Source organism: Bradyrhizobium sp. CCBAU 45321, from assembly GCF_028128975.1.
GTDB lineage: Bacteria > Pseudomonadota > Alphaproteobacteria > Rhizobiales > Xanthobacteraceae > Bradyrhizobium > Bradyrhizobium yuanmingense.
In genome coordinates, this window is the sequence record NZ_LFKZ01000017.1 from 190,543 (window position 1) to 203,359 (window position 12,817).

At 64.9% G+C, this 12,817-nt stretch carries 11 protein-coding genes; 8 read left to right on the forward strand and 3 right to left on the reverse strand.

What is annotated here, in order from left to right; translation table 11 throughout:
• The first annotated feature begins 80 nt into the window (after positions 1–80).
• The 3 genes from ACM43_RS06885 to ACM43_RS06895 all read left to right on the forward strand — a co-directional run bounded on the left by ACM43_RS06885 (position 81) and on the right by ACM43_RS06895 (position 3,087).
• Entirely contained in the window at positions 81–1,127 is a 1,047-nt protein-coding gene (locus ACM43_RS06885) for a glycosyltransferase family 2 protein (RefSeq protein WP_271539143.1), read from the forward strand.
• On the forward strand, positions 1,124–1,969 hold the full coding sequence (locus ACM43_RS06890) for a ChbG/HpnK family deacetylase (protein WP_271539145.1): 846 nt from the start codon (positions 1,124–1,126) through the stop codon (positions 1,967–1,969). Before ACM43_RS06885 ends, ACM43_RS06890 begins: the two co-directional genes overlap by 4 nt.
• A gap of 305 nt (positions 1,970–2,274) precedes the next feature.
• Complete coding sequence (locus ACM43_RS06895; protein WP_271539147.1) at positions 2,275–3,087, forward strand: DUF2076 domain-containing protein; 813 nt, start codon at positions 2,275–2,277, stop codon at positions 3,085–3,087.
• Positions 3,088–3,736: 649 nt separating this feature from the next.
• Here the strand turns inward: ACM43_RS06895 and ACM43_RS06900 are convergent.
• Positions 3,737–4,567 carry a L,D-transpeptidase gene (locus tag ACM43_RS06900; protein WP_271539149.1) on the reverse strand — a complete coding sequence of 277 codons (831 nt, stop codon included), beginning with the start codon at positions 4,565–4,567 and terminating at the stop codon, positions 3,737–3,739.
• A 316-nt stretch (positions 4,568–4,883) separates the two neighbouring features.
• On the opposite strand from ACM43_RS06900, the gene ACM43_RS06905 reads away from it, so the two are divergent.
• A complete protein-coding gene (locus ACM43_RS06905) occupies positions 4,884–5,669 on the forward strand; it encodes a protein phosphatase CheZ (RefSeq protein ID WP_109145353.1) in 786 nt (261 codons plus the stop codon).
• 183 nt (positions 5,670–5,852) lie between these two features.
• Here the strand turns inward: ACM43_RS06905 and ACM43_RS06910 are convergent, their stop codons facing one another.
• Positions 5,853–6,374 carry a hypothetical protein gene (locus ACM43_RS06910; protein WP_036014287.1) on the reverse strand — a complete coding sequence of 174 codons (522 nt, stop codon included), beginning with the start codon at positions 6,372–6,374 and terminating at the stop codon, positions 5,853–5,855.
• Between the two features lie 314 nt (positions 6,375–6,688).
• Between ACM43_RS06910 and ACM43_RS06915 the strand changes: the two genes are divergently transcribed.
• From ACM43_RS06915 to ACM43_RS06925, 3 genes are all read left to right on the forward strand, one after another.
• The gene (locus ACM43_RS06915) at positions 6,689–6,985 is read left to right on the forward strand and encodes a co-chaperone GroES (protein WP_025033779.1); all 297 of its coding nucleotides are present in this window, start codon (positions 6,689–6,691) and stop codon (positions 6,983–6,985) included.
• 118 nt (positions 6,986–7,103) lie between these two features.
• Positions 7,104–8,735 (forward strand): chaperonin GroEL, encoded by a 1,632-nt coding sequence (gene groL / locus ACM43_RS06920; RefSeq protein WP_036014289.1) that lies wholly within the window; start codon positions 7,104–7,106, stop codon positions 8,733–8,735.
• A gap of 196 nt (positions 8,736–8,931) precedes the next feature.
• Positions 8,932–10,137, forward strand: a complete 1,206-nt coding sequence (locus tag ACM43_RS06925) for a hypothetical protein (RefSeq protein ID WP_271539156.1) — start codon at positions 8,932–8,934, stop codon at positions 10,135–10,137.
• A gap of 124 nt (positions 10,138–10,261) precedes the next feature.
• Here ACM43_RS06925 and ACM43_RS06930 read toward each other — a convergent pair whose 3' ends face one another.
• On the reverse strand, positions 10,262–10,660 hold the full coding sequence (locus ACM43_RS06930) for an META domain-containing protein (RefSeq protein ID WP_157283225.1): 399 nt from the start codon (positions 10,658–10,660) through the stop codon (positions 10,262–10,264).
• A 380-nt stretch (positions 10,661–11,040) separates the two neighbouring features.
• On the opposite strand from ACM43_RS06930, the gene ACM43_RS06935 reads away from it, so the two are divergent.
• Positions 11,041–12,792, forward strand: coding sequence for an ABC transporter ATP-binding protein/permease (locus tag ACM43_RS06935; protein ID WP_271539159.1), 1,752 nt, complete (start codon positions 11,041–11,043; stop codon positions 12,790–12,792).
• Positions 12,793–12,817 lie beyond the last annotated feature (25 nt).

A 12,817-nucleotide genomic window follows, 5' to 3' on the forward strand; every position in this document is an offset into this window, starting at 1 on the left:
GGTTTGTTCAGCTTTGCGACAGCAAAGGGCAGCTACCATATGCGGTTGAGAAGACCTAAACACCTCTGGAACCTTGATCGATGACGCTGGGCTCTGACGTATCCGGCATGACGACCACCGCAGCCAGCGCCGCCGCGAAGGGGCTGTCGATCGTCATCCCCGTCTACAACGAGGCGGCGGGCCTCGCCGCTCTGCACCAGCGCATCTGCGAGCTCGCCAAGACGCTGCGGCAGCGCTATCGCCTGTCTTGCGAGGTGGTCTATGTCGACGACGGCAGCAAGGATGCGACGCTGTCGATCGCGCGGTCATTGCCGGCCGACGCCATCGACGTTCAGGTGGTGTCGCTGTCGCGCAATTTCGGCAAGGAGGCCGCGCTGATGGCGGGCCTCGACCATGCCCGCCTCGGCGCGGTCATGTTCATGGACGGCGACGGCCAGCATCCGCCGGCGCTGGTTGAACAGCTGGTGCGGCACTGGATCGATGACGGCTATGACGTCGTCTACACCGCCAAGGCGCATCGCGACAACGAGTCCTTCCTGCGCCGGGTCGCGGTGCACGGCTTCTACGCGCTGATCAATTGGGGCGCCCGCCAGAAGATTCCGGAGGACGCCGGCGATTTCCGCCTGCTGTCGCCCCGCGCGGTCGCCGCGCTGAGGCAGCTGCCGGAACGCAACCGCTTCTTCAAGGGCCTCGCGAGCTGGATCGGTTTCCGCCAGATCCGCGTCGACTACGAGCCCGCAGCGCGTGCCCATGGCGTCACCACCTTCAACGCCGCGAGCCTGCTTGGCCTGTCGATCGAAGGCCTGACGTCCTTCTCGGTGGCACCGCTCCGCTTCGCCAGCCTGCTCGGCGTCATTCTCGCCGGCGGCGCCTTCCTGTTCGGCCTTTCGATCCTCTGGGAAGTGTTCACGACCGGCAAGCAGGTGCCCGGCTATCCTTCGCTCGTGATCGGCCTGATGACGATCGGCGGCGTGCAGCTCATCATGATCGGCATCGTCGGCGAATATATCGGCAAGATCCTCTCCGAGCTGAAGGCGCGCCCGATCTACTTCGTGGCCGAGCACAGCGAAAAGCATTTCGAAGCCGCCAAGGCCGATGAGGCCGCGAGCAGGACGGCAGCCGAATGAGCGTGGCCGCGAGCCCGCGGCGGATCTGGCTCTGCGCCGACGATTACGGCATCAGCCCGGGCGTCAACCGCGCCATTCGCGACCTGATCGAACGCGGCCGCCTCAACGCCACCTCGGTGATGATGGTGGGGCCCGCGATTGCGCGCAGCGACGTCGAGGCGCTGCAGGCTTCGGCAACGCAAAGCCCGCGATGCGCGATCGGATTGCACGTGACGCTGTCGGCGCCGTTCCGGCCGCTCACCATGCATTTCCGCCCCTTGGACGGCGACATGTTCTTGGCCTTTCCAAAACTGCTGTGCGCCGCACTTTTGCGGCGACTCGACCGTGAATTCATCCGCAACGAGGTGAAGGCGCAGCTGGCCGCCTTCATGGACGCGTTCGGACGCGCCCCCGACTTCGTCGACGGTCACCAGCATGTGCAGCTCTTCCCGCAGGTGCGCGACGGCTTCGTCGATGCGGTGGTCGAGGTTGCGCCGAACGCCTGGGTGCGCCAGGGCGGCCGCGATCTGCCGCTTCGGCAGCGGCTGGCCTCACCGAAGGCGCTGGTGCTCGATGGTCTCAGCGCGCAATTCCGCCGCCGCGCCGGCAGCGCCGGCCTCAGCTTCAACCCCGCTTTCGCCGGCGCCTATGATTTCACCCGCGCCGCCGATTTCGGCGCGTTGATGCGGCAATTCCTGGACGGCCTCCCAGATGGCGGCCTCGTGATGTGCCATCCCGGCTTCGTCGACGATGTCCTCACCGGCCTCGATCCCATGACCGACGTGCGCGAGCGCGAGCACGCCTATCTCGCGGGCGATGCCTTCGCGCGCCTGCTGGCGGATAGCAACGTGACACTGAAGTGATATGCTGCCCTCATGGACAATCGAGACCGCCTTTTTCCAGAGCTACCAGGCTGGCGTTTTTCACTGACGGAGACGTCTTTCGGCGTTTACCGGGCTGAAGGCTTCCACGACGACGGTCGCTCCGTCAGCCGCATGGGGCACGACGTCCCACTTCTGATCAAGGAAACCGCCGAAGACGCGAGAAATCTGCCGAAGCGGCGAGGCAGCTTGTCGCATACCGAAATTTAATCCGGCCGGCACTGTTGGGGCCATAATGGAACCCTACATCTCCTCTCGCGCTTGGTTTGGCGCGAAGGAGACAGATCATGACGCCGCAGGAACGCCAGCTCGTCGACGACCTTTTTGACCGGCTTTCTAAGCTCGAGAATGCACCGCGCGATCCCGATGCGATTGCCGCGATCTCCGACGGCCTGCGCAAGGCGCCCGGCGCCATCTACGCGCTGGTGCAGACCACGCTGGTGCAGGACGAAGCGCTGAAGCGCGCCAATGCCCGCATCCAGGAGCTGGAAGCGGCCCACGCGCCCGAGCAGGCGCAGTCCGGCGGCTTCCTCGACACCATGCGCGACACATTGTTTGGCGGCGGCCCGTCCCGCGGCTCGGTGCCGAATGTGCCGCAGCGTGAGCAGCGTCCGGCTTGGAATACCGGACAGGCGATGCCGCAAGGCCAGCCGGGTTACGGCGCGCCGCCTTACGGACAGGCTTACGGCCAAGGTCCGGGTCAGGGCGCTCCGCCGATCGGCGGTGGCGGCGGCTCGTTCCTCGGCACGGCGGCGGCGGCCGCAGCCGGCGTCGTCGGCGGCTCGCTGCTGCTCTCGAGCATCCGCGGCATGATGGGCGGATCGCACCAGCAGGGTTTTGGCGACAGCAACGCGCTCGGCGACCGCAGCGCTGGTGGAAGTCCTTGGGGCGGCGGCGATCAGTCCGGCGGCTCGCTGGCGCGCGAGGCCGGCCTCGATGACATCGGCTCGAACCGGGAATCCCGCCAGGGCTTCTTCGACCAGGCGTCGAACGAGCGCGACAACTACGACCAGAACTACGGCAACGATCACGACGACAGCTTCGACACGGCCGACAACAGCGATTTCGGCGACGACGACGGCGGCAGCGATTACGCGTAGGCCATTCGACCGACAGATGTGGAACGGCCGCCTCCGGGCGGCCGATTTCTGTTCAAGCAGAGCTCGACGCACTTCTGCTCTGCCACCACACGCCATGATGCCATTCGATATAATATGACTAGTGCGTGCGTTGTCGGACAGCACCGTGCAAAACGTCACGAGGTGCGCCTGACTTCACCATACCGAGCGAAATCGTCCTCCGACACACGCCGCCGTAGACTCCCGGATTTCCAAATTTGGACATGGGTGTTCAATTGGAAGAACACATTGCTTATGCCACACATCGTGGCTGCCTCTCTTGGCTACAGTCGGGGGTTTTAAGAATGAGTTCACTTCAACAGCGCATCGCGACCCTGAGCGACGTCACGACCCATCTCATCACCGAATTGTACGAGTTGGAGGGACTGCACGAGCGCCTCAGGAAGGCAGAGCTGTCGGTGCGGCGGCTGAACCGCTCGGCTCGCGCACCGCATTCGGCTTCATCAACTCGTCCTCGCCGCTCCGCTGTCCCTCGTCCCGGGTCGAGGCACCGTCATCGGACGTAGGACTATTCAGGCAGACGTTTGGCGGCGGCAGCGTCCCTTCGACGCCGCGCATTTCGAGCCGACGCGGCACCCGGACTTGATCGCTCCATCGAGCGCATGACGCTTCACAACACCACGACCTTGGTGCCGACATTGACGCGGCCATAGAGGTCGATGACGTCCTCGTTGCGCATGCGGATGCAGCCGGAGGAGACGTTGGTGCCGATGGTCCAGGGCTCGTTGGAGCCGTGGATGCGATAGAGCGTCGATCCCAGGTACATCGCACGGGCACCGAGCGGATTTTCCGGGCCGCCTTCCATGTGCCTGGGCAGATCGGGCCGGCGCGCGAGCATTTCCGCCGGCGGCGTCCAGTCCGGCCATTCGCGCTTGGCGGTGATCGATTTCACGCCGGACCAGGTGAAGCCGGGACGACCGACGCCGATGCCGTAGCGCAATGCCCGGCCGTTGCCCTCGACGAGATAGAGGAACTTGTTCGGCGTATCGACTACGATCGTGCCGGGACTTTCCTTGCCGCTATAGTCAACGAGTTGTTTCTCGAATTTCGGATCGAACGGACGCTGCCGCGGATCGACCGCCTCCTGCTGCGGAGACGCGCCCTGCTGATATCCGCCTTGTTGATACCCACCTTGCATCTGCGGCTCGCCCATCGGGGGCAGGCGCCGCTGGTCGTAATAGCCCGGCTGCTGCTGATACACCGGCCGCTCCGGCGCGTAGGCCGGGCCGCGGCCGGGGCCATCGCCGAACAGGAATTCGATGAAGCCGCCGCCCATGTTGGAATGGGACGCCACGCGCACCGGCGCCGGCGGCACGCGCGGCTGGTACAGCACCGCGGGCGGATCGTTCGGCACGCTGTTGTCGAAGGCGCCTGCGTCGTTCGCGCCGGCCATGAAGGTGCAAGCGCTGCCGAGCAGCGCGACAGACATTTTCTTGAACATCGACGTACTCTGTACTGTTTCGTCTAGATCACATGCGTCGTGGAGAGCCGGTGGCTGATCCGCGCTCTTCGACGTGGTCAATAAAAAGCAAAAGCCGTTTTGTTTGGTAAACGGACAGCGCGTTTGGATTCACCACGTCGCGAGCGCGCCTGCAATTTGGCGATCAGCGTTTATTTTCGATGAACGCCGCGCGGCGATGGTTAATCGCTTCTTTGCGCCGCGTCGCGCGCGGCCGATCAGCAGTTCCTGCTGTGAACTTCGTGTTAAATCGCTTCTGTCTACAAAGACGCGTGAGTGAGGTGGGGGGAGTATCCTGATGGCTGTTCACCGCAAGCGTTTTCGCGTCGAAGATATCGTCGGTGGCGAGATGCCCATTGTAGACGTAACTGAAGAGGCACTCCCGATGCATAGCGAGATCATGGCCGAGCTGCGCGCGATCCGCGCCCAGATGGCGAAGGGCATCGTCGCGGCCCCGCTGTCCGGAAGCGCTGCCATGGCGGCGATCGACGCCTCGACCGCGCACGAGCTTGCCGAAGCGCGCACCATGCTCGAGACCTACCGGGCGCAGATCGAGCAGTGCGAGAAGCTGAAGGTCGAGCTCGACCTCATCCACGACGCCATCGACCGCACCAAGCGCGAGATCGCGACGCTGCACGGCAAGAGCTTCGACGGCGGCGAGATGGCCAAGGTCAACGGCGAGCTCGGCGCGGTGGTCGGCGGCACCGAGCAGGCGACCCAGCAGATCCTCGAAGCCGCGGAATCGATCGACCAGGCCGCCAGCGCAATGTCCAAGGTGGACTCGATCGATCAGCAGAAGCGCCTTGCCGACGACATCCAGGAACGCGTCATCTCGATCTTCGAAGCCTGCAACTTCCAGGACCTGACCGGCCAGCGCATCAGCAAGGTCATGGGCACGATGAAGTTCATCGAGCAGCACATCAACGCGATGATGGAGATCTGGGGCGGCGTCGACGCGATCAAGTCCCATGTGCCGGCGCAGGTCGACAACCGCAGCGAGGAGGAGAAGCTCCTCAACGGTCCCAAGCTCGCCGGCGACGTCGGCCACGCCTCGCAGGACGACATCGACGCGCTGTTCGACTGAGCGGCGACGACATCGGAATAACAAAACGCCGGCCTTGGGCCGGCGTTTTTTGTTTGGGACCCCTCCGCTGTCATCGTCCGGCTTGACCGGACGATCCAGTATTCCAGAGGCATCAGTGATTGAGCCGGGAAGCCGCGGCATACTGGATGCCCCGCCTTCGCGGGGCATGACGAAGGAAAGATATTACGCCCTGGGCGCGCAGCGGACGTAGACCATGTTGCCGTAGCGGGTGCCGGCGTCCTTGTCGATGAAGCGGGTGATCATGACGCGACCGTCGAAGGAGACGATTTCGCGGTCCTGGTCGCCGGGGGTCGGGCCGGCCGGCCCGATGTAGTTCTTGCCGCTCGGCGAGCCCTTCAGCCGCAGCTCCTGCGGCGTCGCCTGGTCGGCCAGATGCATGATCACGCCGCCGGAGGAACCGGCGGTGATCACGTAGGGGTTCCTGCATTGCTCACGCGCCATCTTCTCGGTGCGGGCGCGATCGGCCGGGTTCTGGAACGAGGCGAGGCCCCAGCGGCCGACGATCTCGTCGGCGCGGATGCTGGCGGGCATTTCCGGAGCGACGCCAGGTTCGGCTTCGGGCGGCGGCGGGGACGACGTGAGGGACGGCAGGTTGAAGCCGCCGCCGCAGGCGCCCAGCAGCAGCGCCAGACAAGAGGCGGCCGCCAGATTGGCAACCGTGCGCGCGTGAGCCGAACTGATCATGGCATTCCCCCGAACAAGACCATGGCCGCACCCCTCCCGCAGCCAAGCGCAAAACCGCTGCCGGAGCAATGACGTCGTTCTTTACGGCGACGCCCCGAGCGAGTTTCCAATGCCACCATCCTATATCCGCCTCAACAATCGCTTAACCACCTTTGCTTGACAGGATCGCGGCCAAGCCATATTTCCGGACCCACTATTAGCACTCGGAAAGCCCGATTGCTAAGCGCGCCGTTCGATCCTCGACGCGAGGGCGGACGGAAGCGCCGCCCCACAGACCCCACTACTTCCGAAGCGAGCCTCCAAAGGGAAACGTCATGGCTAAATCCAAATTTCGTCCGCTGCATGACCGTGTCGTGGTCAAACGTATCGACGCCGAGGAAAAGACCAAGGGCGGCATCATCATTCCGGACACGGCCAAGGAAAAGCCGTCCCAGGGCGAGGTTGTCGCCGTCGGCCCCGGCGGCCGCGACGAGACCGGCAAGCTGATTCCGATCGACCTCAAGGTCGGCGACCGCGTGCTGTTCGGCAAGTGGTCGGGCACCGAGGTCAAGATCGACAACGAAGAGCTCCTGATCATGAAGGAGTCGGACATCATGGGCGTGCTGGCCTAAGGCCGTCCGCCTGAACAGCCGCTGAATGTCATGCCCGGATCCAGGCGATCCGGGCATCCATCGTTCCGCCGCACGGCACAAGACAACACACATCACATAACACGAGGGATTGCAGACCATGGCTGCCAAAGACGTCAAGTTTTCCGGAGACGCGCGCGATCGCATGCTGCGCGGCGTCGACGTTCTCGCCAACGCCGTCAAGGTGACGCTCGGCCCGAAGGGCCGCAACGTCGTCATCGAGAAGAGCTTCGGCGCCCCCCGCATCACCAAGGACGGCGTCACGGTCGCCAAGGAGATCGAGCTCGAGGACAAGTTCGAGAACATGGGCGCCCAGATGGTGCGTGAGGTCGCCTCCAAGACCAACGACCTCGCCGGCGACGGCACCACCACCGCGACCGTGCTGGCCCAGGCCATCGTGCGCGAAGGCGCCAAGGCGGTCGCCGCCGGCATGAACCCGATGGACCTCAAGCGCGGCATCGACACCGCGGTTGCCGCCGTCATCAAGGACATCGAGAAGCGCGCCAAGCCGGTCGCCGCCTCCTCCGAGGTCGCCCAGGTCGGCACCATCTCGGCCAACGGCGATGCCGCCATCGGCAAGATGATCGCCCAGGCGATGCAGAAGGTCGGCAACGAGGGCGTCATCACCGTCGAGGAGAACAAGTCGCTCGAGACCGAGGTTGATATCGTCGAGGGCATGAAGTTCGACCGCGGTTATCTCAGCCCCTACTTCGTCACCAACGCCGAGAAGATGACCGCCGAGCTCGAGGACGCCTACATCCTCCTGCACGAGAAGAAGCTCTCGGGCCTGCAGGCCATGCTGCCGGTGCTGGAGGCCGTGGTGCAGTCGGGCAAGCCGCTCGTCATCATCGCCGAGGACGTCGAGGGCGAGGCGCTGGCTACCCTGGTCGTCAACCGGCTCCGTGGCGGCCTGAAGGTGGCCGCGGTGAAGGCGCCGGGCTTCGGTGACCGCCGCAAGGCCATGCTGGAGGACATCGCGATCCTGACCGGCGGCCAGCTGATCTCCGAGGAGCTCGGCATCAAGCTCGAGAACGTCACGGTGAAGATGCTCGGCCGCGCCAAGAAGGTGGTGATCGACAAGGAGAACACCACGATCGTCAACGGCGCCGGCAAGAAGCCTGACATCGAGGCCCGCGTCGGCCAGATCAAGGCCCAGATCGAGGAGACCACCTCGGACTACGACCGCGAGAAGCTGCAGGAGCGCCTCGCCAAGCTCGCCGGCGGCGTCGCGGTGATCCGCGTCGGCGGCGCCACCGAGATCGAGGTCAAGGAGAAGAAGGACCGGGTCGAGGATGCGCTCAACGCCACCCGCGCCGCGGTTCAGGAAGGCATCGTCCCCGGCGGCGGCGTCGCGCTGCTCCGCGCCAAGAAGGCGGTCGGCCGTCTCACCAACGCCAATGACGACGTCCAGGCCGGCATCAACATCGTGCTGAAGGCGCTGGAAGCCCCGATTCGCCAGATCTCCGAGAACGCCGGCGTGGAAGGCTCGATCGTGGTCGGCAAGATCCTGGAGAACAAGTCCGAGACCTTCGGCTTCGACGCCCAGAACGAGGACTATGTCGACATGGTCGAGAAGGGCATCATCGATCCCGCCAAGGTGGTGCGCACCGCGCTGCAAGACGCCTCCTCCGTGGCCGGCCTCCTGGTGACCACCGAGGCCATGGTCGCCGAGATGCCGAAGAAGGAAGCTCCGCCCGCCATGCCCCCCGGCGGCGGCATGGGCGGCTTCTAAGCCTCCCGTTCCGTGACAGAGTTGCGAAGGCCGCCTCCGGGCGGCCTTCTTTTTTGCCGACCCTGCCCGTTTCGCTTTCCGATTCAACCAGCGGCCAAAACCCACTACGGTGGCGCGCCGATTCTGATTGTTTGGGCATGATCCTCAGACCGCTTCACGCTTTCCGGATCATGGCCGTTGCGCGAGGATGTCATCGATGCGTGCGCTTCTGGTTTGCTCCACGGCCGTTCTGGCCCTGCTCGCCGTTCCGCCGCAGGCCTCCGCCCAGATGAAGCTGTCGCCGAAGGCGACCGCGCCGGGCGGAGCCGAGACGCGCTATTTCACCGCGATGGACGGGCTGATGGACGGCAATGCCGACGTGATCCTGAAGGAGACGCGCCAGGGCAAGACGCTGACCGCGGCGGTGCTCGACGTCTGCTACCCCATCGCGAAAAACTCCGACCGCAAGGACCGCTTCGTCGTCAACCTCCAGGTCGCCGGCCAGACGCTGACCGGAACGACGCAGAGCATCAGTGAGAAGTCGCCGGTCAGCGTCAAGCTGACGCGCAAGCAGTCCGGCGACATGTTTGAATTCCGCGGCCAGATCGCGATCGGCCAGGCGGTGACCGAAGTGACCTCGCCGGACAATTCCGATCTCAGCGAAAAGGAATTCCTGGACAGTCAGAGCTCCGACGACGGCATCACGGCGCAGCCAAAGGATTTCACCGACGTCTCGCCGGAAGCGATCGCGGTCAAGGTCAAGCTCGACGCCGCGACCGACTTCCTGAAGAGCCTGAAGGGCCAGGAGGTCGAGGTGACGCTGGCGAGCCTCAATGTCGGCTGCGACGCGCTGCGCGCGGGCGAGCAGACCATCACCATGTCGGTCGATCCCGAGCGCGCCGGCGCGCTGCTGGCGAAATTCAAGGCGATGCCGGGCGTCACGGCCGCAGGCTGGACCGCAGGCATGACCGAGATGGACCGCACCATCCGCTTCCCTGCGGCCGACTGGCGCGAGGGCGACAAGATCAACAAGGGCAAGCTTGCAACGGCGGTGGCGAGCGTGCTGAGCAGGACGCTCGCCGCAAAGGCGGTCACGCAAAACTTCAACCCGGCCACCGGCAGGCTCAAGCTGGTGTTCAAGCGGCCGAACCAGGACTTCCCGGCGCTCGAGCTCACCGACACGATCGAGGTCGCAGGCCTGGTCTCGCCCGACAAGCCGGGCACCACGGACAAGCTCATGCTCTGGATCGGCAGCCCGGCGACCACGACGGCCGACGAGGGCAGCGGGGCCAGGCTCAATCTGTCCGACGATGCGAGCCTCGACGAAGAAGGCGATCTGCCCGACGACAACGGCTCGATCGAGGCGCTCGTCAAGGAGCTGAAGGGCCAGCGCTGGGACGCCGACAAGTCGGTGTGGAAGTAGGCTGAGACAGCCACCGCTGTCATCGCCCGGCTTGACCGGGCGATCCAGTATTCCGAGACAGCAGCGATGGAATCGATAGGTGCGGCGTACTGGATTCCTCGCCTTCGCGGGGAATGACAGAGACCTAATTCCCCGTCGTCCTGAAGCGCAGCGGCTTCGGGCCGATCAGCGTCAGCACGTCGCCCTGGCGCTTCCAGGTCTCGACGCTGCCGAGGGCTGCGACGAGCTCGTCGTCGGCCTGCGCTCTCGCCGGCGGACAGTTGCGGTTCTCGATCTGGCCGGGCACGAAGATCACGGTGTTGCCGGCGACCGAGAACTGGCCCTTGCCGCCCTTGCACCAGAGCTCCAACACGACCTCGCCATTGTCGCCGATCTCGATGTTGGGAATCCGCTTCGAGCCTGCCTGCGGCAACGCCTCCAGCGTCATCTCGGTGCCGAACGGAAACCCCTCCTGGGCACGCGCGAGTGTGGACATCGCGAACATTGCAACCGCCGCACACACCAATCGCTGGAACGAAACCATGAGACCTCTCGACCGACCTGACTTGCCGCACCTTCTATGAGACGGCGGGGCCGTTGAGAAGGTTCGCGCATGGTCGATGCAGGCGCACTGGCAGGGCGAAACCCGGGGCGCCTCGAAGACCACGCCGAAAGCGATCGGCAGCCAGTTGCAGCTGCGCCGCGAAGTTCTCGCGCATGCGGCGGTTCCCGGCCGCTCACAAGGTCGCGAAATCCCGGAGCACCCTGCCCCGCACCGGCGGGCACCATGCTAGGGTTGCTGGCTGCGACAATCCAACGCAAATTGCAGAACTTGCGACTTTCGTCTAAGCGCGCCCATTTCCGCCATCGCCTCAGCTATTTGGCTCTGGGCATCGTGCACATCCCCTGAGGAGATCCAGCTCTGTGAACAACATCCGCGCCACGCTCGCGATCGTCTGGCGAATCGCCATCCCTTATTTCCGGTCAGAGGACAAATGGGCCGGCCGCGGCCTGCTCGCCGCGGTGATCGTGATCGAATTGCTGCTGGTCGCCATCGATGTGCTCGTGAACCAATGGTACAGCCGCTTCTACAACTATCTCCAGGAGCGCGACTGGAACGGCTTCGTCTGGGAGCTGGGCGTCTTCACACTGCTCGCGAGCGCCAGCGTCGCGCTTTCCGTCTACCAGCTCTATCTCAATCAGTGGCTCCAGATTCGCTGGCGGCAATGGCTGACGCGTCACTATCTGGCCGAATGGCTGAATAGCGCGACCCACTATCGGATGCAGCTCAAGGGCGATGCGGCCGACAACCCGGACCAGCGCATCACCGACGACGTCCGGAGTTTCGTCGAGCAGACTCTCAATATCGGCATCGGACTGCTCTCCTCGATCGTCACGCTGCTCTCGTTCGTGGTTATTCTGTGGGGGCTGTCGAACGCGGCACCGCTGCATATCTCCGGCATCGACTTTCCCATCCCCGGCTATTTGGTATGGGCGGCGCTCGTCTACGCGATCTTCGGCACACTGCTCACGCACTGGATCGGTTCGCCTCTGGTCAATCTCAATTTCGAGCAGCAGCGCTACGAGGCCGACTTCCGCTTCAACCTCGTCCGCGTGCGCGAGAACTCCGAACAGATTGCGCTGCTCAAGGGCGAAGGCGCCGAACGCGAACGACTGCTGCTCCGCTACGGCTATGTCGTCGGCAATTGGTACGCGATCATGAGCCGGACCAAGCGTCTGACTGCCTTCACGGCGAGCTATTCCCAAGCCGCCGTGATCTTCCCCTTCATCCTCACTGCGCCTGCCTATTTCGCCGGTAAGATTCAACTTGGGGGGATGGTGCAGACCGGGTCCGCGTTCGGCAGCGTGCAGAAGGCCCTGTCCTTCTTCGTGACCGCCTACCGATCCTTGGCCGAATGGCGTGCGGTGGTTGCCCGCCTCGATGGCTTCGAAATGTCGGTCGCCTCGGCGGTCAATCTGCCGGCACATGAGCCTGCCATCGCGCTGGAGGTCGCCGGCCGCCATATCGACCTCGAGCAGCTCTGCGTGAACCTGCCCAACGGCACGCCGCTGGTCGCCGCCAAGGCCTTCACCATTCAGGCCTCGGAGCGCGTGCTGGTGACCGGACCGTCCGGCTCCGGCAAGTCCACGCTGTTCCGGGCCATCGCCGGCATCTGGCCGTTCGGCACCGGCACGGTTGTGGTCCCGGAAAAGGCAAAGCTGATGATGCTGCCGCAGCGGCCCTATTTCTCGGTCGGCGTGTTGCGCGATGCCGTGGTCTATCCGGCAGCGCCGGGGGCGTTCGACGCCGCGCAGGTCCGCGAGGCCCTGATCGCGGTCGGGCTGCCCGATCTCGCCGAGCGGCTGGACGAGGACGGCCATTGGAACAGGATGCTCTCGCTCGGCGAGCAGCAGCGTCTCGGGCTTGCGCGCGCGCTGCTGCATGCGCCGGACTATCTGTTCCTGGACGAAGCCACCGCCTCGCTCGACGAGCCGTCGGAAGCCCGGCTCTACCGGCTGCTGACGGAGAGACTGCCGCAGGCCACCATCGTCTCGATCGGCCACCGCTCGACGCTCGATGCCTTCCACACCCGCAAGGTGGCGCTGGTGAAGGACGGTGCGATCCACGTCGTCGGCGGCGAGCGGAGTGCGGTGGAGCCGAGCGCCGCACGCTGAGGCGAGCGCTGTGTGGCCGCTGGTC